The organism is Streptomyces sp. NPDC048383 (assembly GCF_040651775.1).
Classification (GTDB): Bacteria; Actinomycetota; Actinomycetes; order Streptomycetales; family Streptomycetaceae; genus Streptomyces.
On sequence record NZ_JBEZKS010000042.1, the window covers coordinates 1 to 24,803 of the forward strand.

The 24,803-nt window shown below is 69.0% G+C and carries 21 protein-coding genes, 4 pseudogenes and 1 CRISPR repeat array; of the genes and pseudogenes, 6 read left to right on the forward strand and 19 right to left on the reverse strand.

The genetic code is table 11. The features are described from left to right. From AB0D46_RS25780 to AB0D46_RS25810, 7 genes and pseudogenes are all read right to left on the reverse strand, one after another. Positions 1-93: pseudogene (locus AB0D46_RS25780) on the reverse strand (DNA-binding response regulator); the annotation flags it as partial. 103 nt (positions 94-196) lie between these two features. Beyond that, a pseudogene (locus AB0D46_RS25785) lies at positions 197-286 on the reverse strand (IS5/IS1182 family transposase); the annotation flags it as partial. 43 nt (positions 287-329) lie between these two features. Next, on the reverse strand, positions 330-863 hold the full coding sequence (locus AB0D46_RS25790; protein WP_362880750.1) for an ABC transporter substrate-binding protein: 534 nt from the start codon (positions 861-863) through the stop codon (positions 330-332). Between the two features lie 219 nt (positions 864-1,082). After that, on the reverse strand, positions 1,083-1,664 hold the full coding sequence (locus AB0D46_RS25795; RefSeq protein WP_362880752.1) for a YdeI/OmpD-associated family protein: 582 nt from the start codon (positions 1,662-1,664) through the stop codon (positions 1,083-1,085). A 593-nt stretch (positions 1,665-2,257) separates the two neighbouring features. Further along, positions 2,258-2,515: a hypothetical protein gene (locus tag AB0D46_RS25800; protein ID WP_362880754.1), complete on the reverse strand. Its 258-nt coding sequence runs from the start codon at positions 2,513-2,515 to the stop codon at positions 2,258-2,260. Further along, positions 2,512-2,883 (reverse strand): hypothetical protein, encoded by a 372-nt coding sequence (locus tag AB0D46_RS25805; RefSeq protein ID WP_362880755.1) that lies wholly within the window; start codon positions 2,881-2,883, stop codon positions 2,512-2,514. Before AB0D46_RS25805 ends, AB0D46_RS25800 begins: the two co-directional genes overlap by 4 nt. A 378-nt stretch (positions 2,884-3,261) precedes the next feature. Further along, positions 3,262-4,446: a hypothetical protein gene (locus AB0D46_RS25810; RefSeq protein ID WP_362880757.1), complete on the reverse strand. Its 1,185-nt coding sequence runs from the start codon at positions 4,444-4,446 to the stop codon at positions 3,262-3,264. A 244-nt stretch (positions 4,447-4,690) separates the two neighbouring features. Between AB0D46_RS25810 and AB0D46_RS25815 the strand changes: the two genes are divergently transcribed. Further along, positions 4,691-5,128: a hypothetical protein gene (locus tag AB0D46_RS25815; protein ID WP_362880758.1), complete on the forward strand. Its 438-nt coding sequence runs from the start codon at positions 4,691-4,693 to the stop codon at positions 5,126-5,128. Here AB0D46_RS25815 and AB0D46_RS25820 read toward each other — a convergent pair. Further along, positions 5,088-5,519, reverse strand: coding sequence for a hypothetical protein (locus tag AB0D46_RS25820; RefSeq protein WP_362880867.1), 432 nt, complete (start codon positions 5,517-5,519; stop codon positions 5,088-5,090). The two genes, AB0D46_RS25815 and AB0D46_RS25820, sit on opposite strands and share 41 nt — an antisense overlap. Positions 5,520-5,573: 54 nt before the next feature. Further along, positions 5,574-5,717, reverse strand: a pseudogene (locus AB0D46_RS25825) (hypothetical protein); the annotation flags it as partial. Between the two features lie 14 nt (positions 5,718-5,731). On the opposite strand from AB0D46_RS25825, the pseudogene AB0D46_RS25830 reads away from it, so the two are divergent. Beyond that, a pseudogene (locus AB0D46_RS25830) lies at positions 5,732-6,019 on the forward strand (IS701 family transposase); the annotation flags it as partial. A 255-nt stretch (positions 6,020-6,274) separates the two neighbouring features. Here the strand turns inward: AB0D46_RS25830 and AB0D46_RS25835 are convergent. From AB0D46_RS25835 to AB0D46_RS25860, 6 genes are all read right to left on the reverse strand, one after another. Further along, positions 6,275-9,484 carry a GDSL-type esterase/lipase family protein gene (locus AB0D46_RS25835; protein WP_362880760.1) on the reverse strand — a complete coding sequence of 1,070 codons (3,210 nt, stop codon included), beginning with the start codon at positions 9,482-9,484 and terminating at the stop codon, positions 6,275-6,277. 740 nt (positions 9,485-10,224) lie between these two features. Next, positions 10,225-11,802 (reverse strand): phosphatidylinositol-specific phospholipase C domain-containing protein, encoded by a 1,578-nt coding sequence (locus AB0D46_RS25840; RefSeq protein ID WP_362880761.1) that lies wholly within the window; start codon positions 11,800-11,802, stop codon positions 10,225-10,227. A gap of 862 nt (positions 11,803-12,664) precedes the next feature. Continuing rightward, a complete protein-coding gene (locus AB0D46_RS25845; protein ID WP_362880858.1) occupies positions 12,665-13,075 on the reverse strand; it encodes a Rid family hydrolase in 411 nt (136 codons plus the stop codon). Positions 13,076-13,402: 327 nt separating this feature from the next. Beyond that, positions 13,403-14,416, reverse strand: a complete 1,014-nt coding sequence (locus AB0D46_RS25850) for a hypothetical protein (protein WP_362880762.1) — start codon at positions 14,414-14,416, stop codon at positions 13,403-13,405. A 736-nt stretch (positions 14,417-15,152) separates the two neighbouring features. Continuing rightward, entirely contained in the window at positions 15,153-16,022 is an 870-nt protein-coding gene (locus AB0D46_RS25855; RefSeq protein WP_362880764.1) for a glycosyltransferase, read from the reverse strand. 17 nt (positions 16,023-16,039) lie between these two features. Then, positions 16,040-17,401 (reverse strand): tetratricopeptide repeat protein, encoded by a 1,362-nt coding sequence (locus tag AB0D46_RS25860; RefSeq protein ID WP_362880765.1) that lies wholly within the window; start codon positions 17,399-17,401, stop codon positions 16,040-16,042. A gap of 345 nt (positions 17,402-17,746) precedes the next feature. Between AB0D46_RS25860 and AB0D46_RS25865 the strand changes: the two genes are divergently transcribed. After that, positions 17,747-18,748, forward strand: coding sequence for an NAD-dependent epimerase/dehydratase family protein (locus AB0D46_RS25865; RefSeq protein ID WP_362880767.1), 1,002 nt, complete (start codon positions 17,747-17,749; stop codon positions 18,746-18,748). A gap of 50 nt (positions 18,749-18,798) precedes the next feature. After that, entirely contained in the window at positions 18,799-19,494 is a 696-nt protein-coding gene (locus AB0D46_RS25870) for a transferase (RefSeq protein ID WP_362880769.1), read from the forward strand. Positions 19,495-19,562: 68 nt separating this feature from the next. Further along, positions 19,563-20,266: direct repeats of the CRISPR family, unit length 29 nt; unit sequence GGGACCATCCCCGCGGGTGCGGGGAGCAG. 85 nt (positions 20,267-20,351) lie between these two features. Here AB0D46_RS25870 and AB0D46_RS25875 read toward each other — a convergent pair. Next, positions 20,352-20,732 (reverse strand): TraR/DksA C4-type zinc finger protein, encoded by a 381-nt coding sequence (locus AB0D46_RS25875; protein WP_362880770.1) that lies wholly within the window; start codon positions 20,730-20,732, stop codon positions 20,352-20,354. Next, positions 20,729-21,715 carry a Ku protein gene (locus AB0D46_RS25880; protein WP_362880772.1) on the reverse strand — a complete coding sequence of 329 codons (987 nt, stop codon included), beginning with the start codon at positions 21,713-21,715 and terminating at the stop codon, positions 20,729-20,731. The genes AB0D46_RS25875 and AB0D46_RS25880 overlap by 4 nt, the downstream gene beginning before the upstream one ends. Before the next feature lie 173 nt (positions 21,716-21,888). Here AB0D46_RS25880 and AB0D46_RS25885 point away from each other — a divergent pair, with 173 nt between their 5' ends. Beyond that, entirely contained in the window at positions 21,889-22,275 is a 387-nt protein-coding gene (locus AB0D46_RS25885; protein ID WP_362880774.1) for a hypothetical protein, read from the forward strand. 351 nt (positions 22,276-22,626) lie between these two features. Here AB0D46_RS25885 and AB0D46_RS25890 read toward each other — a convergent pair whose 3' ends face one another. Further along, entirely contained in the window at positions 22,627-23,550 is a 924-nt protein-coding gene (locus AB0D46_RS25890) for an NADP-dependent oxidoreductase (RefSeq protein ID WP_362880776.1), read from the reverse strand. Positions 23,551-23,655: 105 nt separating this feature from the next. Then, positions 23,656-24,051, reverse strand: a complete 396-nt coding sequence (locus tag AB0D46_RS25895; RefSeq protein ID WP_362880777.1) for a MerR family transcriptional regulator — start codon at positions 24,049-24,051, stop codon at positions 23,656-23,658. 210 nt (positions 24,052-24,261) lie between these two features. On the opposite strand from AB0D46_RS25895, the gene AB0D46_RS25900 reads away from it, so the two are divergent. Further along, complete coding sequence (locus tag AB0D46_RS25900; RefSeq protein WP_362880779.1) at positions 24,262-24,750, forward strand: hypothetical protein; 489 nt, start codon at positions 24,262-24,264, stop codon at positions 24,748-24,750. Positions 24,751-24,803: the final 53 nt, after the last annotated feature.

The window sequence follows — 24,803 nt, forward strand, 5'->3', positions numbered from 1 at the left end:
GGTGACGTAGTCGTCGGCGCCCATGTTCAGGCCGTGGATGCGGGAGCGGACGTCGGCCCGCGCGGTCACCATGATCACGGGCGTGCTGGTGCGCTGGTCGCGGGAGTTCGATTGCATCAAGGCGGCGAGTGATGGTGGTCGTTCCCCGGGTAGCAGTCCGGGGTGAGAAGACCCTGGGGCACCTCCACCGAGAACGACGGAGGAAGGCTTCGGGGATGTCGTCACATACTTCCCAGCGGATCCGCAGCCGGCGGAACCAGTGAAGGTGGGCGAAGGTCCGCTGCACGAACCGGCGTTCGACGCCGAGGCGAGTGGCCCGCGGGTCGGCGCTACTCACTCGTCGTGACAGGCGCTCCGCCTTCGTGTCGGCTCCCGGTTTCGAGGAAGGTCAGCACCGCCTCGAAGCCGTCGCTCCGCAGCATGCGCTGGATCAGCTCCTTCTCCGTGCCGAGCACCGAGACTCCTTCAACGTCCATGTCGGTGAGTCGCAGGTACGTGCCGTCGGCGTCCGACTTGAGCCGGTAGGTCACGGCCGGCGTGCGGGAGGGATACCCGGGGGGCCGGGCGGCCGTCGCGCTCACGCGGTGCGCCGTGGGCTTGTCGGCGGAGGCGGTTGTGGGGGCGACCGGTCCGATGTCGAGGAAGACCGCGGCTACCTTGGCGGTCCAGTACGGGGCGAAGGCGCAGAGGTAGCGCTCGCGGTCCGCCGCGCTGAGAGCGCGGGCCTCCCTGCGTCCCATCGCGAAGGCAGCGGCGTACTTGGCCCTCAGCGCGGGTTCCAGCACCGCGGCGCGTGCGTTCGCACCCGCGTTCAGGACGTCGGCGACGAGAGCGGACACGAAAGCCACGGGATCGGTTGTCACCCTTTAGAACGTAGTACTGCAACGGGGCTTTCGTTGACGGAGGGCGCGCTCGGCGACCCTGCGCACACGGGCGGGCTGCGCGGCGGGCTTCGGCCGCGCGGGTGAGCGCGGCGATCCGGGCGAGGTTCTGCGGTGATCCCAGCCGCCCCCGCGGGTGTGTTATCCGCCGAGGGCCCTTCTGGGCGGGTGTCGGGCCCGCTGGACCCCCAGGACGGTTGATCATGATGGCCGCTCGGACCTCGCCATCGTCACCACCATCCGCTCCAGGCGGGCCAGCCGGGTCTTCTCGGTGCGGGCGGTGACCAGGCTGAGATACAGGGCGAACTGGTTGGACTTGCCGAGCGTCTCGTAGAACGCCCGCGCCGTCGGGTTCGCGTCGAGCGCCTCGACGAGATCCGGCGGTGCGGTGGCGTTCTTCTGGGAGGCGTATGCCGTCGCCCAGCGACCGTCCGCCCGCGCCGCCGCGACCTCGGCGAGGCCGCGGGGGCGCATCCGTCCCTCGGCGATCAGGGCCTCGGCCTTGTCGACGTTCACCTGCGACCAGGGCGATCGGGGGCGGCGGGGTGTCGTGCGCTGCAGGAAATACGTGTCATCGAAGCCGTGCCGCAGACCGTCGATCCAGCCGAAGCAGAGCACCGTGTCGACCATCTCTTCCCAGGTGAGCGACGGGATGCCGGTCCGCTTCTTGGCGATCTTCACCCAGAGCGCGGTCCGCTCCCCGTGATGCTCGTCGAGCCATGCCTCCAACTCGGCCGGGCTCGCGGGGACAAGAATCTCGACGCCGTCCTCGTATGTCTGCATACACCGCAACCTAGAGGCTATATAGGACAGATTTTGACCTATTGCAGCCTCCGCCACCGAAATTCACGGCCTCCGTCGAGGGGTGAACAGGCACGCCCATGGCGGCCGGCCGGCCCCGCGATGGGCGTCCCACGACAGCAGCGTCTCGGTCGACGAGCAGCCGATCCGCTGCGGCGTCCGCGCCAACTCCTTCCGCCGGAGGCTGGAGGCGGCGCTGCATCTGGAGGAGGAGTGCGAGGTGTGGGTGCTGGGTGAGCGCTGCTGGTGCGGCGCGGACCCCGGCGCGGTCTGCGGGCCGGTCAAGGGCACCAAACGCGTCGCATCGGTACACCCTGCCCGCCTCGCCGACGACACCCCTCCCCTGAAACCAACGTTCCGGCCCCCGAACGGTCCTGGTGATGTGCGGTCCTCCACACTGCGGATGACCGCACATCCCACGCATCCTGGGATCAAACCGGCGTAGTCGGCGGCGCCGGGCACCGGCCACGTGCTGATGGGTCTGGCAGATCGTGGAGTCCACGTTCACCTCCCACGTGATCAGCCCGGCGGCGTCCGCCCGGGCCTGCAATCCGGTCAGGACCGCAGTGCCCCGCTTACCACTCCAGAGCGGTGATCTGGAGGATGTACACACGCTCGCGACGTACGACGACCTGGTAGGTGATCATTCCGCCGGGAATCGTGAGCGTGCCGCCTTTGGGGTCGAGGCCTTGGTGGTCGCGCGCGTGGAGATAGGCGACTTCGCACATGCGGACCAGCTCGTCCGCCTTCTTCTCCACCTCCCGCAGGAACGGGGCCGGTGCTGTTCGGGCGGTCGCTTCGGCGCTGAAGGCGTACTCCCACTTCCAACTCAACCGCGCACCGCCTGCTGGGCTTCATCGAGGACGGCGCTGATCTCGGCGAGCGCCGTGTTGACGGCGTCTTCGTCATCGTGCTCGTGCTTGTCGTACGAGGTCAGCACAGCCTGCGCGTGCTGGTGGCGCGTGCGCAGGTCCACACGCCTGGCGATCTCGATGTTCTGCGCCCAGACCAGCAGCCACGCCTGGATCGGGGCGAGCGACTTGTGGTCGATGGCCTGGGAGAAGGCTTCGTCCATCGTCCGCTGCATCTCGTCCAGTCGGGACGGATCAACTCTGGCCAGGGCAGTACGCAAGGCGCCTGCCGTGCGTTCCGGCCGGGGGATCAGATCGTCCGCGGTGTGGTGCTGGGGTGCCGGTGCCACGGGTGCTCCTTCCGTCTGGAGTCCGAACCTACCGACAATCCCGTGATCGTTTCTCATCCTTGTGCCCGCGCACTGCTGATTCGGACCATCCGACACGAAGCGCCTGGACCGCGCTCGGGGGCAGGGGGGCGGCCATGGGGTCCCCTGCAAGTGCTCCCGGCCCGACCCTCGAAGGCCTCGCCGGTGGGTCCGTGTCGCTGCGCGGCAGCCACTGAGGAATCCCGGCAGCACCACCTGCGCCGGGAGCAGGTGATCTGCGATAAAGCAGCTACGACGGACGTCCACACCTCCGGCTTTGCCTCTCTCCGGCGTGCCGCGCAGGGATTGCCGCTCGCCGGCGGCACACCTGTCGACTACCTATCAAACCCATGTCGACAGCTAAAGCCCGATGCCCTGACTCGCCGTCTCCTCCCAGCGGGCGCCCCTGCGGACGTACTCCCAGAACACGGCGCTGGAGGCGCTGTGTCCGGACTGCCGGCGCAGCTGGTCGGGGCGTTTGCCCTTCTTGCTGCCCGTGGTGATGAACCCTGAGCGCATGGAATGGCCGGTCAGGCGTACGTCCAGGCCCGCCCGTTCGGCGCTGCGGGTGATGACCAGGCGGCAGCCGTCGGGGGAGAGGCGTCGTGTCCCGAGGTGGCCCCACTGGTCGACGCCCCGGAACGCGGGCCCGACGGCGCCGAGTCCGACTGCCTCGGCGGCGCCCTTCCAGGCGAGCCAGTTCAGGACGGGGCAGGAGTCGGGGTGTGAACCCCAGGCGATCTCGACGTCCCGGGCCGGCCGCCCCTTCACCGAGGGAACGTGCACTTCGAAGCCTTCCTCGACGAGGACGATGTCGGCCAGGGTCAGCGCGCTCACTTCCTCGGCGCGCCCCGCGATCCCGAACGCCATGGTCACGAGCGCCCGGTCCCGGTAAACGGCCAGGTCAGGGAGGGCGTACGCGCGGCGCCCGGGTCGGTTCGCCGGCTCGCTCCCGGCCGTCACCGTACGGGGCGCGGTGTTCATCGCCCTGAGCTGTTCCGGGCTCGCCGGGGCGGCCTGGCCGCGGCCGCGGGCTTGGCGGAGGCGGTCGTTCTTCAGCGGCTTGAGCGCGGCTCGGGCGGCGACGGTGGCTTCCTTGGGCACCTCGACGTCGTACGGGGGACGGCGAGCCGTGGATGTGACGCCGGTGATCCGGCGGTCGATGCTGTTCGGCGCCGCCTGCTTCACCTCGTCCAGCCAGGTCACGAACCCGGCCAGGGTTCCCTTGTTGACCGCGGTCAACGGCAGTGGGACGCCGGTCCGTTCGGCGAGCCAGCCGTGGAACTCCTCCCACAGCGCCCAGTCCCGCGCGTACCCGGTCCTCGTCTTGCGCGGGCGGACCGCGTCCAGGTGTTCCTGCGCGCCTTGGTCCAGGGCGGCGAGGACGGCAGCCACGGCCGGGTCGTACACGGCGAGGCCGTGGCGCGACGCCGTGTCCTGGTTCGGATCGACGAGCTCTCCGTCGACCACCATTTCGCCCAGGCGGGCGATCTCGCCGCTCGTCGCCGAGTTGCCCGCCCGCGCGGGCGCGAGGTCGTCCGTCATGACGCGCTCCTTACCGTCGGGGGGTTGGGTGGGATCGGGTTCGTGGTATGACCGATCGTCACACCAATTCAATCACCTCGGATATGGCATGTTATCCGAGGTGATGGTCGGCAACAGAGACGCGTTTCGACTCTCGCCCGCCGAGAGGGGGGAGAGACATGTGAGAGACGAGCCCGACGGGCGGTAGCGTGTGACTTCACGTCAGTTCAACGTCTCTCCAGGTTTGCTGTAAGGGAAGCTCCGCATGGAAATCCTGCTCACCATCAAGAACCCGACCCCCGAGTGCTACGACGACCTGAAGGACTTCCTCGCGAAGCACGCGACGTGCGTCGTGCTCGACACCGAGTGGACGCCGGAACGAGCGGAGCGGTACTACCGAGCCCTGCCGGCCCGCGCGCAGAAAATCGTCCGCGAGGCCGCGATCCGGGACGGCTACGTGTCCGCGGAGGACCTCCGCGACTCCGAGGGCAGCAGCCTCCGCGGACACAGCGCCGCACTGAAGCAGGTCCTCGAACGCGGGGAGCGCAAGGGGTGGTGGCCTTCGGGAATGCCTGCCCCCGTCCTGCCGCAAGGACCCGGCTTCGGGAAGGTCGTCGGATACCGCATGCCGGACGACCTCGTCGGGACCTTCTTCACCGCCATCAAGAGCGTGATCGATAGCGAGAGCGGTACCACCGCGTGAGGCAGCAGGCGGAGGCTGAAGCCCGGCCCCGCCCTCTGCGTTCGCGGGGCCTCCCCCTGAGTGGTGGACACGCTGATACTGGATCTGCTTGATCCGAAGGAAGCGAAAAGACCGCCGATGGCGCCTTCTCCGGTGTCGAGGTTGTGCCGATCACCCTGCCGCCGAGATGGGTGATGAGCTGGGTCAGCACAAGCCCCATGCCGCCGGCAGCAGCGTGCACGAGCACCGTGTCGCTCGGCTGGACCGGGTAGGCGTCCTTGACGAGGTAGTGCGCCGTCATGCCCTGCAGCAGCACGGCGGCGGCGGCCTCGAAGTCGACGCCGTCGGGCAGGGGCACGAGCCGGGAGGAGTCCACGACGGCCTGCTCGGCATAGGTGCCGGGAATCTCCACCCAGCCGACCCGGCCTCCCACAGCGACGCGGGTGACGCCGGGTCCAACCTCGAGGACCGTGCCCGCGCCCTCAGTGCCCGGGATGAAGGGCAGCGGGAGGGGGGTACCGGCCCTGGCGGTGGTATACGTCGAGGAAGTTGACGCCGGACGCGGCGACCTCCACGACCGCCTGCCCCGGGCCCGGCATCGGTTGATCAATATCGATCAATCGCAGCAGGACGCGCTGGGCGATCGAAGAGTGCCAGGCCGCGAAGAACGAATGCGGCCTGGACCAGTACGAAGTCCGCCGTTACGTGGGCTGGTACCGACACATCACTCTGGCCATGCTCGCGCACGCCTTCCTGGCGGCCACGGCGCACCAGGCCTTGGAAAAGGCGGCGGCACCGGTGAGGCAGCCGGGGCCATCGGGTTCACAGTGGCGGAGGTTCGGCGACTCCTGGCAGCTTGTCGTCCCCGGCCCCCGCACCTTCGTGGACGCCGGGGACGACACCACGCGCTGAGCTGGTCGAACTGACGCCGGCACCGCCAAGCGGTCGCCCGCCGCTGCCACTACCAGCGGCGGTGCCACCCGATCGAGGGGCAGCCTCCCGAAGGCCACTGACCACTCCACAGCCCGCGACACTCCACCCGCCCAACGAAAACCGCAGGTCAGACAGCGAAATCCTGCTGGAGTACAGTGCTCGGCCCACGGGGTGAGGGCACAGCATCACCGAGCTGTGCCCTCACGACATCAACGGTGGGGCCGGATCACAAGGTCACGCGATCCTGACGCGGTGGCCGGGGTTGCCGGTACCGGAGGCGATGGTGCCCTGATTTGACCACTTGGTCGTGCCCGCTTCGTTCGTCTCGTTGAAGTAGGCGGCCAGGGCCCCGTTGTCGGCGAGGATGAGGTAATCGGCCCTGTGGTCTCCGCCGACGTCGGCGAAACGGACCTGGGTGGCATTCCAGGACGCGGAGCCGGTGGCGAGGGTGCTCACCTTGCCCCAGCCTCCGCGGCCGTCACCGCCCTGGTTGATGAAGGAGCGGACAGCGCCGTTGTCCTCGACGATCAGGTAGTCGGCCCGGGCGTCGCCGCCGACGTCGGCGAACCGCACGTCCTCAGCAGTCCATAGAGCGGATCCCGAGGCGATGGTGCCGTAGTCGTCCCACTTGAGGGTTCCGTCGGTCCGGGTGTTGTTGATCAGTGCGCGGACTGCTCCGTTGGGCGACAGAACCAGGTAATCGGCGCGAGCATCACCACCGACATCCGCGAAACGCACCTGGGAGGCGTTCCAGGAGGCCGAGCCTGAGGCGATGGTCCCGGCGTCCCGCCAGCCGCCGCGGCCGTCGCCACCCTGATTGATCAGTGCGCGGACCGCTCCGTTGGGCGACAGAACCAAATAGTCGGCGCGAACATCACCACCGACATCCGCGAAACGCACCTGTGCACCGGTCCATGACGAAGAGCCGGAGGCGATGGTGCCGTAGTCGGACCACTTCACCTTGCCGTCGGCGCCGGTGGAGTTCACCCACGCGTGAACGGCTCCGTTGTCCTGGACCACGAGGTAGTCCGAGCGGCCGTCGCCGTTGACATCGACGCGGTAGTCACCGGCCGCCACACCCTGGCCGACCCCGGGAGGTGCGGGCTTGACCGTGACCTCCGGGACAATCCACTTCTTCTGCGAAGCGGTGGCGATGCCGCCCTGGAAGGCTCGGGCCATCTTGGCGTAACCGTTGTTGTTCGGGTGGAGATTGTCGTTCAGGTCTGCCACCGTCAGCTCGCCCATGCTGACCTGGGTGATGCGGTAGCCGCGTGCGGAGCGCTCGTCGACGATGCCGGGGAGAGCCCGGTTGTAGGCGTTGACCCGGGCCTGTACGGCGGGGTCGGAGGCCGGGACGAGCGAGGCGAGCACGACCACGGTGTCCGGGGACGCGGCGTAGATCTGGTCGATGAGCCGGGCGAGGCGCTGGGGTGCAGCAGCCACCTCGTCGTTGCGGTTCATGTCGTTGGTGCCGAGGTGCAGCACCACCACGTTGGGCTTGGCATCCGCCATCCAGCGGTCGATGTTCTGGCTGATCTGGTTGATGCGCCACCCGGAGTGGCCTTCGTGCCGGGTGCCGTCGGCATCCTGCATGGACCCCACAAACTTCACGTTCGCCGTGTCCTTGGCGAGCATCTGTGCGAGCGCGGGTCGGTAGCCGGTACGCGTACTGCTTCCCACCCCCAAGGTGATGGAGTCACCCAGCGGCATCACCGCAAGGCTTACATGTCCGCCCTTCCTGAGGGCGGTGATGAAGCTGATGACGCCTACGACCGCTGCGCTGGCTGCCATCACGAGCTCTCCCCCGGCCAGGAGGACGATGCCGCCTATGGCCATGGCTACGAGATGTCCGTGGACGTACTCCCACGCCTGGTGCTTGTTCCCGGCCTGGCAAGGCTCCATGGTGGGCTTGCCTTGACCTCCGATTGGGCTGGTGAGGCATTCCTTGGTGGTCTCATTGACCAGTTGGCGCCCGCCGGGAACACCTGATGGCTGGTGGTTCCACAGTTCGTCGCCGTGGTAGTCGTTGACGTGATGGTCCGCATGCCCGCCCGTGACGTGGTCGGCGCCTGCTCTCAGGTGCTGGTCCGCCTCACCGTCCTTGATGTATACGGGATTTGACCCTTGGTCACCGGCGGGGAAGCCGCCCGTATTCCAGTTCCGAAGATCAAGGGGCTCCATGGCCCATTGGAATTCATCAGGAATTGCTGTGGATGTGTAGGTGCCGGTAGAGAGAGAACCGTTGGCGGGCTCCATAGACCGGAATACAAAGCCTGGGCCATTGTCATCTGCCATGCTCCGGAAACCTGCACCCATGGCGCTGTACTGCCACAGCTGGTTCCGGGCGTCCCTGTCGCGGCATTCCGCCTGACTGAGAACGTTGCGTGACTCATCAAGGGTGAGGCACTTATTGGTCTGCGCGTTGATCAACTTATGTGCGATGTCGGTTCCGTTGGAAACGAGTTCCTCCGCCCTCCAGACCTGACTCAGTTCGTGCTTCCATTCCTCCCGCGCCGCGGCGGTGCCATCCACCGTGGTGCCGTTGGGGATGGAGATGACCGAGTGCTTGGGCCCGGTGCGGTTGGTGAAGCGGTAGGTGTACCCCTGGTTCGCTCCGCCGGCTTCCATCGGGCTGAACAGCACGGGGAGATGGTCGCTTCCGCTATTGCGGATAGGGCTCCACGGAGCGGGAGTGGACGCATTGAAGAAGTTCGCACCCAGCGACGTCACCATGTAGTCGAGCGTGTTTCCCCCCTGCAGCTGCGAACTCTGCGTAGGGCTCACGACAGTCGAATTCGCTGGCCGGTTGGGGTCGTCTCGCATCAGTGACGGGGCGCGGTTGTAATCCCCCAGCACCGCCCAGTCCCACGGGTCTCCCCCTTGAGTCGGGAGATTGGCAGCCCCATAGGCTTCCGTCGCGTCACGTACGGCCGTGACCAAGCCCACCCCATCGTTGCCGTTCCCGGAGAAGGCGTGGATCGAGGCGTACACCATCCGAATGTCATTGTGCACTATGAGCAGTGCCGGACGAGAGTTCGGAATGGTCGGATGCTGAACGAGTTCTACATGGTCTGCCCGTTGGGTGGTGATGATGCCCAAGGGCTGGGTGGCATTTCTCGCCAGATATATGTACCGGACGTCGTCCGCACCTCTGCCTATTCGCCACTCGTACTCCCAGATTTCCGGGCCTATCTGCCGCTGGAGGGTGCTCCCGTACGGAAAGTTGGGTGCGACCGGAACAAGTTGGCCGTCGCGCGGGACCTCCTGAAGGGCAACGACACCGAAACTGCGGGAAATCTCGGCGACCGCTCCCCACATATCACCACCGGCAGTGGAGTGCAGCATGTTGAACGTCGCCATGAACTTCTTGCGGTCCGGCGGAGCAGCGGAGGCCGGCGATGCCGCGGCGATCACGGTGGCCAGGCCCATGAGGAGTGCCAGCACACAGGTCACCGCTGTCGACACCCGCCAGGACGCGAACCCCTGCCTCCTCGGCGTCGGCATGCCTAGCGGCAAAAATGGAGATCTTCGTGCAAAACGCACAGGAAACTACCGTTTCGTAGTGATGACTGAAGCTGACGAAGACCGGGACGGCTATGCAGCTTTCTTCCTTGACGCCCACTCCTGCGGGCAATGCCTCTGTCTAGCGGCACGAGGGCACTGACAGGGCCAGCCTGCGGAAAGCGTCACTCTTTTCGTGGCTTCCGGTGCCGACGGCCTGAGAGCCATCGCAATCATCCCAGCTCTGGCCACCGATTTCTGGGGGAGTTGACGAAGGCCGAAGCCAGGACCGCGCCCAGCACATCATCATGGCCCGGCCGCCCGGTCCGGTGCGGTCCAGGCAGGCCTCCATGGCCTCGTAGCGGTGGCCTCGTCGGCCGGTCCGACTACGCCGCCGACCCCGACAAAGTCGTCATCGGCCTGAACGGCCCCAGCGCCGCCCTCCACGGCGAACTCACCAGTCGCTGACGCCCACGGCGCGCCCCCGGTGATGAAGCCGTGTTCGCGCGGGTCCGAGGACGCGGCGAGGTACGGTGCCCGCGGCGGTGCACCGCGGCAGGTGGCGAAGCGGCGCGGGCGCGGCAGGATCCGGAAGGGACGGTCGCAGGCTCGACCTCTGTCGCAACGGGTTTCACGGGCCCGCCTCCCCCGCGGTCGGGGAAGCGGGCCCGTTCCCGGACCGGCTACTTCGGGCAGGCGTCCTGGGTGACCTTGCCGCCCGCGACGGAGGCGGTGGCCGGGTCGACGGACAGGCACTGGCCGGTCCAGTTGTTGATGAAGGCGTAGGCCGTGCGGGAGCCGCCGGAGACCTCGACCTTGGTGGGGACGATGTTCCACATCTGGCTGCCCGAGAACCAGCGGGTCTCGCACTCCCACCAGAACAGTTGGGTACCGGCGCCGGGCCGGACTCCGTCGTTGTACGGGACGGTCAGGCACTTGCCGTTGGCGGCCTTGACCCAGAAGTGGCCCTGGCTGTTCGCGGGCATCTCGGCCGACCACTGGTGGCTGCTGGGCGGGGTCGACTGGCATTCGCGCTGGGTGACCAGGCCGCCGGTCTTGGAGCTGTCGAACTCCGGTCCGCGCACCATGCAGCGGCTGCTGTACTTGGTGTTCACATAGGTCTTGTTGGCGTCGTTGACCAGCCAGAGCGCCGGGTGGCTGCCCTTGACCACGACGTCCTTGTTCCGGTCGATGATGTTCTGGATCAGGGCCCAGCCGGGGAAGTCCGTCATGACGATCCCGATGCGGCCCCGGGTCGCGTTGCTGTTCAGGTAGTTCATGAGCAGCTGGTTCTGGCCGGTGACGTAGCTGACGACGCCCCCGGAGTTGTCCATGTAGCCGCCCGCGTACTCCTCCGGGCTGGGTTCGGCCAGCGCCGAGGTGGCGGAGGTGTACGTCACGTACCAGGAGTTGCCCGTGTCCGCGCTGGCCCGGTCGATGTTCGCCTTGACACCGTTCCACTTGGTGTCGGCGCTCTTGGGCTTCCAGTCGTCCGCCAGCTTGTCGTGGAAGCCGAGCGTGCCGTAGGAGGCGCTGGAGGTGCTGTCGGAGACGCCGAAGGTGCCGAGGACGATCTTGCCGCGGGCCTGGGCCAGGGTGGGCGTCTGGGTCAGGCTGTTGCGGGTGATCGACGGCTTGTAGAAGAGGCCGTCGTACTTCTTCGCGTACCGGTCGAAGATCGCCGCGATCACGCCGGCGGAGACGTTCGACGGGTCGTTCGTGCAACCGGTGGCACCGCCTCCGCTGCCGATCGGGCACTCGGCCTTCAGGCGCATCACGAGCGTCTCGCCCGGGTGCTGGTTGAGGAAGGTCCTCGCCTTGCCCAGGACGTCGTCGAAGTTGGCGTTCTGGTAGATCGCGCCGTGGTGGATCGCGAAGAACTCGTTCTCGGTGACCCGGACCCGCAGGTCCAGGGCGCGGATCCCCTTGTCCAGCTGTGCGGTCAGGGTGTCCGCGCTGTCGCCGAGGTCCTCCTGGGTCTGGGCGAAGTGGCCGCCGTGGATGGAGAGCGTGTCGTGGGTGCCGGGCATGGACACCCGGGCCAGCGAGGTGCCTCCGTCGAGGCCCTTCATCCAGTCCTGCTGGAGCGGGGCGTTCTTGAGGGAGCGGAAGGCGTCGGCTTTGACGGACCCGGCCGCCGCGGCGGGGGCCGTGGCGGAGACGAGGGAGCCCACGGCGATGCAGCCGGCAGCCAGCGCGGCCAGCAGGCGCGGCCGGCGTCCTGGTCCGGGGCGGGAACCGTGGGCGAGGGGGTGGGACATGGATCTCCTGTACCGGGCCGGGCTTGAGCGGGATGGCTGCCGTACCGGCGGTGCCGGTCGGTCTGCGCAGCGGGGGGAAGAGCGCGGGAGACGGGTGCGTTGGAGCCAGGGGTGGCCGTCTCCGGGGCATCCGCCATGCGGACGGGTCCGCCACGCCGACGGCGGCTCGACTCCGCCTCCCGCGCCCTTCCCCCGGTGCTCGGCCAGTCCATCACCAGGCGCGGGGCCGGGAACAGGAAAAAGTACCGGCAGGAATGGCTGCCGGTACTTCTGCCGGTCGCGCCCCGGCCCGATCCGATCCGATCGATCCGCCGGTGCCCGGCCTGCTCCGCACCGACCGCGCAGGCGGTGGCCGCCCCGGCGGCGACCGCGGCCCCGGAGCGGCCACGTCTGCGAGCGTTCGCGTACCGGCTCCTGGCTGCTTCGGAGATGGCGGGATCGGGACGGACGAGTTGTGGAAGCAAGCGCCGAGGAGGGCCCGGGCCACGGTGTCGAGTGCGTCCTGCGGCCGGGAACGGCGGAACCCGTCGATGTAGGGCATCGCCGCGTCGAGCAGGAGGCGGTGGAGCTCGGTGAGGGTGTGGGCGCCTCGCTCCAATGGCCTGGTCCCGCGCATGCGCAGCAGTTCGGGGAGGAGGCTGCTGCTGGCGGCGAAGGATTCCAAGAGGGCGTGCGCGTATGCGTCCATGACACCGGCCAGTGACGGCTCGGCCGTACGCAGCCGCTCGGCCGCCTACTCCTCACGTCCCTCCAGCATCCGCTGGGGCAGGGCGGTGTCCGCGCGTTTCAGCAGACCTCTGGCCGGAGTGACTGTTCGGTCTGCGGTCGCGTTCAGCCGTCACCGCGGTTACGTCAGTGGATCTCAAGAATCGAGAACGGCGGCGACAGCCTCGATTTCCACGAGTTGGTCCCGATAGCCGAGCACGGTGACGCCCATCAAGGTGCTGGGGACGTCATGGTCACCGAACGAGTCCCGGACCACCTCCCAGGCAGCCACCAGGTCCTCTCGCCGGGCGGATGCCACGAGCACCCGTGTACTGATGACGTCCAGGAGGGACGCACCGGAAGCAGCAAGAGCGGCTTGCATGTTTTCGATGGCTTTGGCTGCCTGGCCCGCGTAGTCCCCGATCGCTGCCGTGGAGCCATCGTCGTTCAGCGGACACGCTCCAGCGAGAAAGATCAGGCGCGCCTCGGCGGGCGCGGTGGCCGCGTAGGCGTACTCGGCGACATCGGACAGGGAGGCGGAGCGGATCAAGGTGACGGCACGAGCCACAGTCGTCGGTCCCTTCGTATTGGGCACGGAACGCGGACATCCTGCCAACACGGACAGGGCTTCCGCCTCCCCTTTTCCTCCCCGAGCCGCCACGACGGTCGCCTGAGACCGGTCGCAAGTCGACTGATCAGGATTGCAGGAGGGGTTGGGGCCGTCCCCTGACCGCAGACTGGTCGGGCGGCCACGCGCGCGGTCGAGGGCGCTTTCCACGGCCTTGCTTGCCGGCTTCGGCCGCCCTGGACAGCTCGACCCGCCCCAGCCGCTTCCTTCGGATCACCTCGATGACCACCAGGCCACGATGGCGTGAGACCCGCCGCCGCCCCCACGTCAGCCGATGGGCTTGGCCACTCGGGCGAGCAGGGCGGCCGACTCCTCCGGCGCGAGGGCGTGGTCGTACACGACCTCGCCCGTCATCCCGGGGAAGAACCGGCCGGCGGGCCAGTTCCTCCGGTACGCGGGCGGGTCGAGGACCACGAGCCGGACACCGTCCACGACGGGGATGTCCGCCGGGTTGCCTTCGTTCCAGATCCACTCGCCGTCGGCGCCGACCAGGTTGAAGGAGCCGGTGGTCGGCACCATTCCGGCCTGGTCGCGACAGCAGGCGACAGCGTCCGCCGACGGCGCCTGCCCCCCCACGAGGCCCCGGCCGATCAGGGCGTCGGCGAGGAGCGTATGCAGCTGAAAGTTGTCGCCGATACCGGAGACGCGCAGCGCGAAACCGGCGCCCGTAGCGCGGTCGAGCACGATGAGTGGCTCGTCGTCGAGGACGGCGAGTGCGTACGCGAGACACTTGAACGGCTCGCCCGACAGCTCCGCCACCCGTGCGACGGCGGCCGCCAATCCCTCGCGACCGGGTACCTCTCGGCGCACCTGCGGGGAGTTGAGCATGGCCACGCAGGCCATCTCGAACTGGGGAAGCGCCTGCCAGGCCATGACGGGCTCGAAGCCGATCCGCTCGAAGTCGGCCTCCTCCAGGCCCTCGCCTTCGTGACCGGGCAGCTCGCCCCTCTCCGAAGCCGCCCACCGCTCGCAGAAGACGGCGGCCTGCTCGAAGGCATCCAGGGCGCTCGCGAACACGGCGGGCGCGCAGGCCAACGGGTCGGCGCCCCGCTCGACGCACGCCCCGCTCAGCACGGCTACGACTGCTCGCGGCCCGGGCGGAACCTGCTCCAGCAGAGCGGCCAGCCGAGGCCCCGCCGCCCGCAGGTCGGCGTCCGCCGCCTTGTCGAAACCATGGGTCAGCCGCCCGAAGGCACGCTCCGCCGCGTCCGCGTCCTGGGCTCGTACAGCCGCTTCGAAGGTCTCGACGGCGGCTGGAAACCGCCCACGTCCGAATATCATCCCGGCACCCTAGCCGACGCCTCCGACAGCACCTGGCGCACTGCGTGCTCGCCCGACTGCCCGCAGCCAGTTCCTCATGCGCCGGTCCAGAGTGCGCGAGCCGGACGGGGTCCGCAGGAGGGGTCGGACCGTGGACCTGGCCGGCTATCGGCCGGTCTCTCTACCTGCCTGATTGCAGGTCAGCGGTGCGAGGAATGGGGAAACTTGGTGAGCAGGTCTGTCCCGCCCCACCCCCGAGCGTGGGGGGATTCACCGAGGCGCCCATCAGGGTGCGGACGCAACTGCGGCGAGTCCCCCAGAGGATGAGGTCCCGAACCGTGCGGAGCACCCCCAAGGGTGCGGGGAGCAGGCTTGCTGAGCTGCGATTTTATGGGGACCGAGGCCTGGTTTTACTCACTTTCGCTGAAACTCCCTTATCTGAACAAGAAGGCCAAATGGGGCCCTTGTGGGCCTGGTTCACCTGTGGCGGCAAAGTTGGAGGAGGCACAGCACTAGCGCTACCACGGGAGCGAGGGGAACGAAGGTCGGCGGCCGGCGCGCGGTCGTGGTTCTCCCGCGTATCGCCGACAGTGGTCCTCAGCGCTGAACCGGTTGCCTCGACGCTGACCTTCGTCATGCGCCTGCTCACGGTTGCGACCAGCGGCCTGCCCCACGGCGCGTGCTCTGCCTCCGAGAGGTGGGAGCAGGTGCTCACCGCCCCCTCGTCCGCCAGGCCCCGCCGAAGGAGCGCCGGGTGTCAGATGATCGGGGGCCGGCCCAGGCGGGTCATGCGCCATACCGTTCGCCAGCGCATGGGGCGGCGCGGCGGGCACGGGACCCGTACGCCTTCGAAGAAACCGGACCACCAGGCCGTCAGGCCGGAGAGCGGGGGGCGTTGCGCGAGCGTGTACGCGGCCCAGGTCGTGAGGTAGATCGGAACCAGGACGGCGGGCAGGTGGCGCTTGGCCAGCCAGACGCGGTTCCGGCCGGTGTGGTGGTAGTACACCGCGTGCCGGGACGCCTCCGTACGCGGGTGCTGGAGCACCATGTCGGCCCGGTAGTCGATGTCCCAGCCGGCGTCCAGGGCCCGCCAGGCGAAGTCGGTTTCCTCGTGGGCGTAGAAGAACGGGGTGGGGAACTCGCCCACCTCGTCGATGACGCTCATGCGGATGGCGTGGCCGCCGCCGAGGAACGTCGTCACCGGTCCGGACACCATCGGGTTCTTGCCGCCGAGGCGGGGGACGTGCCGGCGCTGGCTCAAGCCGGTCTCGTCCGCGATGCGGAACCCGGCGATGCCCAGCCGGTGGTTCTCGGCGAAGGCTTCCCGCACCAGCGTGAAGGTGTCGGTGCGGGGGAGGAGGCCGTCGTCGTCGAGGACGACCACGATGTCCGTGCCGCCCTGCTCGCGCAGCCACCGCACGCCGGCGTTCCGGCCGCCGGGGATACCGAGGTTCTCCGGCAGTTCCACGCCCGTCACGTCGTCCGGCAGGGGGGCGAGTTTCACGCCTTGGCCGAGGACCACGACCGTGGCGGGATCGCTCTCCTGCCTCGCCACGGAGTCGAGCAGGGCCCGCAGTTCCGGGGGCCGGTCGCCCATGGTCAGGATGACAACCCCGATCTTCGGCATGTCGCTGCTTGTTCCTTTCACCGCTGGGTCTTGAGCAGTTCGGTGGCGCGCTGTTCCAGGTTCCCCGCGCCGGTCACACCGCGCTTGCGGTAGCGGGCGGCGGCCGCCTGGATTTCCTTGACCGCCTGTCTGTTGCGGTCGGACACCACGCCTCCCATGAAGTCCAGGGACCGGTACCAGAGTCCGACGGCTTCCTCGTACCGGTGTTGACCGGCCACCGACCGTCCCAGGTCGGTCAGGGTCAGGCCGTGCTTGAGCTGGTACGTGCCCGGCAGCCGGCCCGCCAGGGCCCGTCGGTAGTGCCGTTCGGCCGCCGGGTGGTCCTTCATCGCGGTCAGGGTCTTGCCCATGTGCGAGGCGACCGTGGCCGCCACCGGCCCCGAGGCGGCGGCGTACTCGGGGACCGGGTCCCGCGTGTCCGTCACCGCGTCCTCGGCCGCGAGCAGGGCACGCGCCGCTCGGGCGCCCTGCCCGCCGGCCCCGTACGCGCGGGCGCAGGTGACCAGCAGCAGGGCCTCGGTCTGTCGGTCGACCGTGCCCACCGCCCGGTTCAGGGCGGCTTCGGCGAGCTCCGGGCACGCGTGGGGGTGACCCAGGTCGAGAGCCTGGTGCGTGAGGGCCCGCATCATCCACGCGGCGTGGCCCCGCGGGTCGGCCTCGCAGGCGAGCTGATAGCCCAGCAGGTAGTAGCGCTGTGCAGCGCCCTCCCGCCCGAGGTCGTGGTGTTTCCAGCCGACCAGGCAGGCCAGCTGGGCCGCCGCCCCGAACGCCTCCGAGCGGACCTCGGCGGTGGGGAACCGGGCGGTGAGCATCGGTGCGACGGTGTCGGTGAGGTAGGCCGTGACGGTGGTCAGGCCGTGCCCGCCGCCCATCCGTTCGTCCACGCTGCGGAACGTCTCGGTGAGCTGTCTGACCGCGGTCACCTCGGCCGGGCCGACCAGACCGCCGCCCTCGGCCGCGCCGAGCGTCGCGGCGACCGCTTCGTGGTCGTAGGTCAGGGGCAGACCGACGGAGGCGGCGGTGAACGCTGCGCCAAGGAAGTCACGGCGTCGTTGCATGACGGCTCTCCCGAGATCGGCGATGGCGGCCAGCGGGTCGGTTTCCAGGGCCCCACCGATGACAGCGGAGCCTAGACCGATCTCGGCGACCGTCACCCGCCGCTTGGTCCGTCTCGTCAACGCTTCGGCGATGTAGGACGGCGTCTGCCCGGACGGCGTACCGCCGGCGACCCAGTAGGCCACGGCCGAAGGACCCGTACCCAAGCGCCGTCCGGCCTCGGCCGCCACGGAGCGAATCTCCCTGGCCAGGGCGTAGTACGTGGCCCCGGACTCGGCGGTCACAGCCGCCAGCGCGCTGTTCGGCGTCCGGTCACCTGCCAATGCGAACCCTCCTGCGGACGGTCTTGAACGGGTTGAACGGGTTCCTGCCGTCACCACCGTACTCACTTACCGTGCCGACGAGTTCACTGTTCATCACGCCGCCCGGGACCGCGCAAGGCTCCGTCCGACGGGGCCCACCCCTGCCCCGGGCGGCGCCCGCCGGGGTGGCGGGGAGGCGGTCCCGAACCGGCCGGGTCGCAACCTCCCCGCCACCTCCCTGATCACCCGCTCACCCCACCCCCTGATCACCCGCTCACCCCACCACCCGTTTTCGCCGAGCTCGAAGGAGCCGCCATACCGCTCACCGACGCCGACCTGTCCGCCGCACTCACCGGATCGACCGTCGTGGTCACCGGGGGCGGGGGCCTGGTCGGCTCCCGCGTCACCGCCCGTCTTCGCGCGGCCGGGGCCCGAGTCCTGGCCGTGGGCAAGCTCGACGCCTACCCCGCCACCGTCTACGCCGACCTGTTCGGCGTGCACACGAGCGACAGGGACACCATCGTGGGCGACATCGCCGACGCCGCCCTGATGGATCGTGTCGTTCGGGAGGCCGACTACGTCGTGCACGCGGCCGCCGTCGCCGACGTGGCCGCCTGTACCCGCAACCCCCTGGCCGCGATCCGAACCAACGTCACCGGCACGCAGGTCCTCTTGGACGCGGTCCGCCGCCGCAACGCCCGCGTACGCCGGTTCGTGTTCGTCTCCTCGGCCGCCGTCTACGGCAACGGCGACCCCAAGCGCCACGACGTGCAGCGCTGGAACGAGGAACAGCCCCTGGCACCCCTGTCCGTCTACGCGAACACCAAGGCATGGGGTGAAGCACAGACCGCGGTCGTGCTGAACAAGGCCAACGTCTCCCACACCTCGGTCCGCTACTTCTCCGTCTACGGCGAGCCCCAGACCGTCAAGGAGGGCTCGCACTCCTGGGTCGTCGCCTGGATGGCGATGCGCGCCAAGCTCGGCCTGCCCCTGCACCTGAACGGCGGTGGCCGGCAGGTCCGCGACTTCGTCCACGTCGAGGACATCGCCGCGGCCACCGTCCACGCCCTGCTCGCGCCCGGCGCCGACCGGCAGGCCCTCAACGTCGGCACGGGCCGGGCCACCTCCATCGCCGACGTGGCCCGGCTCATCCGCAACCACTACCCCGACGCCGAGTTCCAGGACCGGTCGCTGCCCGAGGGCGACCCCCTCGGCGGGACGGCCGACACGTCCCGCATGACCGCCGCCCTCGATTGGGAACCCACGATCACGGTGGCCGAGGGGGTGGCCCGCTACGTCGCCTGGCTCGACAACACCCCCGGCGCCCTGCCCGACTTCCTGCGCCGCGAAGCGGCCGAAGTCGCTTGATGATCCCCGATCCCCGAACCCCGAACCCCACGACGAACAGGAGCGAGCAGGTGCCGGATTCCATCCGTATCGGTGACTACGTCCGCAGCCCCGTCGAGTCCGGCCTGCACGCCACCGGCTACGCCGGGATCGGCGAGTTCGAGCTGTCCGACTTCCTCACCCGTTGGGACGCCCTCCACGACGAAGCCCTGCACATCCTGCCCGAGCGGATTCACCCCACCGCCCGGATCCACCCGACCGCGATCATCGGCGACGACGCGATCATCGGACCCGGGGTCCGCGTCCACGAGTTCTCCACTGTCCGCAAGCGCTCCGTCCTGTGCGCCGGCGTCTCGGTCGGCTTCGGCTGCGAGGTGACCCATTCCTTCGTGGGGGAGAACACCGTGCTCGGCCACCAGGTCGGCATCGGCCACTCCGTCATCGGGGCCGACGTCCACCTGTCCGCGAACCTCGTCATCGCGGCGATCAGCCTCTGGAACTACGACATGCGCCGCCCCGCCAAGGAGATCGTTCTCCACGGGGACTCGGACGACGAACCGGCCTACCGGTGCACGACACCGCGGTTCGGGGGCCTGATCGGGGATCACGTGCAAACGGGCAGCATGATCACGCTCGGTCCGGGCATCGCTGTTGGCCGACACTCGGCCATCGCGGCGAGCGTCTGCCTCGGCAGCAGCATCGTCCCCGCCGCGAGCGTGGTCCGATCCACCTCCCCGGAGGTGACGATCGAACCCCGCCGCATCTGACCACTCGCCGGCTGCCGCCCGACCAGCCGCCGGGCGACGGCTCGGGGCCACTTGAGGAACTCGTCTCCGGGACCATCCCCACAGGTGCGGGGAGCAGGCCGCGACCTGGAGAAGGCCGGCCGTCAGCTTGGGACCATCCCCGCGGTAGCGGAGAGCAGACCTTGACCCGGACCTGGGCGGCCGCCCCCACGGGACCATCCCTGCGGGTGCGGGGAGCAGAGAGCGGCCGGACGGCAATCCGGCGGTTGCAGGGGACCATCCCCGCGGGTGCGGGGAGCAGCCCTCCTTCCGCGGGTTCGACATCGAGCTGTCGGGACCATCCCCGCGGGTGCGGGGAGCAGTGCTTCCGTCTCGCCCGTGCTCACCTGCTGCCGGGACCATCCCCGCGGGTGCGGGGAGCAGCGATGGGGGGGGGGGCAGGACCGCCCGCCCCCGGACGGGACCATCCCCGCGGGTGCGGGGAGCAGTACGGGACGGCCACGGTGTTTGCCCGGGTCAAGGGACCATCCCCGCGGGTGCGGGGAGCAGGCTTGGAGGTGGGCGAACGTCCAGCGGCGGCCGGGACCATCCCCGCGGGTGCGGGGAGCAGCGGCCCCGAGAAGGGTTCCAGCGCACGCCACAGGGACCATCCCCGCGGGTGCGGGGAGCAGTATGCAGACCGACCCAAAAAGGGAGTCGAAATGGGACCATCCCCGCGGGTGCGGGGAGCAGTCCATGGTCACCGCGTCGCCCTCGCCCTGGTTGGGACCATCCCCGCGGGTGCGGGGAGCAGGCTTGCTGAGCTGCGAGTTTATGTGGGGCAAGCCCCGGTTTTACTCACTTTCGCTGAAATTCCCATTTCGGCGCAAAGGCCGCGCCTATCCGCCCGCCGCGCAGCAGACGCAGGTGGTCGTGGCCGGGCGGATGTCCAAGCGTTCGGGGGGAATGGCCGCGCCGCAGGTCTCGCACTGTCCGTACCGGCCTTGTTCGAGCCGCTCCAGCGCCTCATCCAGTTCCTCCAGGTGTTTGTGTGCCTGTGCCAGCAGGGCGGCCACGTGGGCCCGTTCGAAGGCGGTGCTGCCTCCTTCGGGGTCGTGTTCGTCGTCCACCGCGATCAGGGCGTTGGCCGCGACGATCCCGTCGAAGTCGCGACTCAACGCGGTCGCCCGAGCGAGGGTGGCCGTGCGGTCGGCCGCGAGGCGTGCCCGGGTGGTAGCCGGCGCGGGCAGGACGGGCTCGGCATCGCTGGTCGGGGTCATGAGCGGGACAGTGCCTTCATCAGGTCGTCGCGGGTCATGTTCGAGCGGCCGGGGAGGTGGGCGGCGGCAGCCTTCTTGTAGAGGTCCGCCTTCGACAGGCCGCTCAGGTCCTCCTTCGGGGCGGTACGGATCCGCTTCTTCGCCGCCGGCGTCTTCCCGGGGCGGGTCTTCCCCGAGGCCGTGGCCTTGCCACCGGCGGTCTTCGGGTTTGCGGCACGCTCGACGCTGGCACGCAGGACATCCATGAGGTCGACGACGCCGGTCGGCTCGGCGGCGGGTTCGGCCTTCTCCACGCTCTCGCCGGTCTTCTTGGCCTCGATGAGGGCTGCGACCTTCTCCTGGAACGTGTCGTGGAACTCGCCCGGATCCCAATCCATGCTCATGGCGACGATGAGCTGCTCGGCCATCGTCAGTTCCTTGCTCGAAGCCTTCGCCTTCCCCGGGAGCGTGTCGATCTCCTTCCGCGGGTCCCGGATCTCGTCCGCCCAGTGCAGGGTGTGCAGGGTGAGGAGTCCGTTCTCGGCCTTGAGTGCGACGAGGTACTCGTGCTGGCGCATCACGAAGGTGGCGATGCCCGCCTTGCCGGCCTTGGTCAGGGCCTGCTCCAGCAAGCTGTAGACCTTCCCGAACTCCTTGCCGCGCGGTCCGAGGTAGTAGGTCTTGTCGAAGAAGATCGGGTCGATCTCGTCCAGGTCGACGAACCCGTTGATCTCCAGGGCCTGGGAGCGGCCCGGCGCGATCTCGTCCAGCTCCTTGGGCTCGACCAGGACGTACTCGTCGCCGGCGTCGTAGCCCTTCACGATCTCCGTCAGTTCCACTTCGTCGCCGGTGCGCTCGTTGATCCGCTTGTTGCGGATCCGGTCGGACGTGCCGCGCTGGAGCTGATGGAAGTGGATGGTGTGGCTGTCCGTGGCCATGTAGAGGCCCACCGGCAGGCTGACCAGCCCGAACGACAAGTTTCCGGCCCAGACGGGACGCGCCACGGCCGCCACCTCCTCCAGTCGCCCCTCTTCCCGTGCCCGGCGCCTACCCCGTCCGCGGGCCGCACCATCCGACCGAATCCGATGGCGCTGTCCGCCCTGGTCAGTCTGCCGAACGGGGCACTGACCGGAGCGTCGACTTCCCTTTCCTAATCGAACAGAATTACGATTCTGGAGTGACCGCCGAGAGCTCCTTCCCCGAAGACCTCCTCCAACTGCAGGAGCGCCTCCACCGCGCCCACGCCGAGCACCGCGTCCTCCTGGCGGCCCTGCCATGGAGCGTGGAGCCGATGAAGGGCTGGGCGCGGGGTGAGCGCTACTCCCACCGCGGGGACGTCCCCGACAGCCCGGGGTGGACTGATGAGCAGAAGGCGACGGTCGACCGCATGTGGGCCGAGATCCGCGAATTGTCGATCAAAGTGGTCGACCACCCCCACTGGAAGAGCGTCTCCGCCGACACCCTGGTGGAGAGCCGCATGCGGCTGAAGCGGCAAGCCCGCCCCACCGAAGCCGTCGAAGTCTCCGAAGCGCCGGAAGCCTCCGAAACCGTCGGAGCGGCGTAGCCACGATGCCGGATCAACCGGCGTGAAGAACTCCATCACGCCGGCCCGGGATACTCATCGCTTCATCGCTTCGCCGCTTCCGATTGCACGATCAGCTCCGGCACCTCCGCCTGAACTGCAGCAATCAGCCGGAACCCATCCAAGCCGGCCGGCATTCGCCTTCGGATCACCCGGCCGGCATTCGCCTTCGGATCACCCGGCCGGCGGTCCGCCCGTACGACAACCCCGTGTCGGCGTACGCCTGAACGGCTCAACTCCGGACAGGTGAACGTGGTCGCTCGATGATGCGCTGACCAAGGACTCTCGTCAGCCTGCAAAGGACGGTCGGACGTCGCAGGCAACCGGTACTTCTCATGCCACCTTGATGACGACCTTCCCCGAGGCGTGACCGTTCTCGACGGCGGCGAGGGCGGCCGGCGCGTCGGAGAGCGGATGGACCGCGGTGACGACGGGTGCGAGGACTCCGTCGAGGGCCAGCCGGGCCGACCGCTCCAGGTTCTCGCGGTCGATGCGACGCTCGACGAAGCGCCCACCGAGATCGGACACCGACGCATCACCCACAGCGATGACGTTGCGGGGATCCCGGGCCAGCGGAGCGACCGTCCGCAGCGAGGTGCCTCCGACCAGGTCGACGATCCCGTCGAAGCCGTCCGGCACCAGCTCGCGTGCCGCGGCGGAGACGTCCTCGGCGGTGTAGTCGATGAACCGCACCCCGATGCCCTCGGCGTGCTCGCGTTTGCCGGTACTCCCAGTCCCGATCACGCGCAGCTCGCGCCCGATGGCCAGCCGGGCGACGGCGAGGCCGACCCCGCCCCCGACCCCGTTGACCAGGACCGTGGCGCCGGCCGGGAGGCCGAGTTGTTCGAGCGCATCCACCGCGGTCGTCCCGGCCACCGGCAGCGTTGCCGCCACGGTCGCCGACAGACCCGCCGGGATGCGCGCGGTGTTCGGCGCGGACAGCACCGTCGTCTCGGCGTAGGTGCCGCCACCGGTCAGTGCGAAGCCGAAGACCGCGTCGCCCACCTCGAGCCCGTCGATGTCCTCGCCCAGGGCGAGAACGGTTCCGGCTGCCTCCATGCCCAGCACGCGGGGAAACGGACGCCCGCCGTCGAGCCCGTCGACCAGACCTGAGCGCAGAACGTGGTCGAGGGGATTCACGCCGGCGACGTCGACCCGGATCAGTACCTCACCGCGACCGGGTACGGGATCAGGTCGATCGAAGAACTCCTGCACCTCGGGCCCGCCGTACCTGCCGAAACCCCATGCCTGCCCCATCGTCCGCCGCCTCTCGTATGACCAACCCGGTGACTCCGGGCGCTGTCGCCATCCTCACCGCTGACATTGATGTCAGGGGCAACCGGCTGAGACGCAGGTCACAGCTCAGCTCGACCGCGCCGCCGGTTCCGGGGCCGCGGAAAGCTGCGCCCGGTGCCGACTGTTGGCCCCGATCAGCACGTCAAGTGCGTCCCGGGTCTCGATCAGGTGCGCGATGTCGGCGTCGATCCGGTCGCGCTCGCGCGTCATCGCGGTGAACGTCTCCTCGGCGACGTCCAGGTCATCCGGAATGTCCACACACGGCAGCACCGTCGCGATCACTCGGCTGGACATCCCCGCGTCGAACAACTGGCGGATGAACGACACGCGCTGGACCGCGGCATCGGAATAGTGACGCTGCCCCGCATCGGAGCGTGAGCTGGTCAGCAGTCCCTGGTCTTCGTAGTACCGCAGTGAGCGCGGACTCGCGCCCGTGCGCTGTGACAACTCGCCTATCCGCATCCTTGAGAGCCTACGTCCGCGGCCTCCAGGTTCAGACCGCCGATGAGTCATGGACCTTGCGGACACCCCCACCGCCGCAGGGTCGCCGTCCCGGCCCCGCGACCGAGCACATTTTTCGTCCGTCCGTAGATGCCTGAGCACTTCTCCCTCAGCATGCCGACACCCCGCCCCGCCACCCTGCCTTCCTCGGGCAGCAGCCATGATGCACCCGTGGCGACAAACCTTGAACTCTTCGCGGACTACCACCAGATCCACGTCGTGGACGAGGAATCCGAAGGCGGCTTCGGCGATGCATGGACCGAACAGACCGTCCTGGACGGGCTCGGCGTCACCGACGGCGCCCTGGCCATAGGCACTGCCGTCAACGTCACCGTGGCAGTCAGCGTCCTTGTCCTCGCGAAACAGCCCGCCGATGACAGGGAGGACTTCGACCACGTCGTCGAAGCCAGTCTCCACCTTGCTTCGGGTCGCCTCGTCGTGATGGGCTGCACCGACTACTTTCCCGACGCAGCACGCTTCTACATGCCTGCTGACTGGATTCGGGTACGAGCTTCTCGGCGGAACCTCGCTGCTGCCGTCGATGCGGACATCGACTCGTTCGAGTCACCCGAGACCACCGAGCAACTTCGACTGCAAGCGTGGCCCGCTCTGTTCTCGGCGCCGCACATCATCAAGCGGTGGGTGCGGCCCGGGACGTAGTCGCCCCTCGCGTCTCGGCTTTTGGTGTCGGCCGTGTCGTCGCACACCACGGA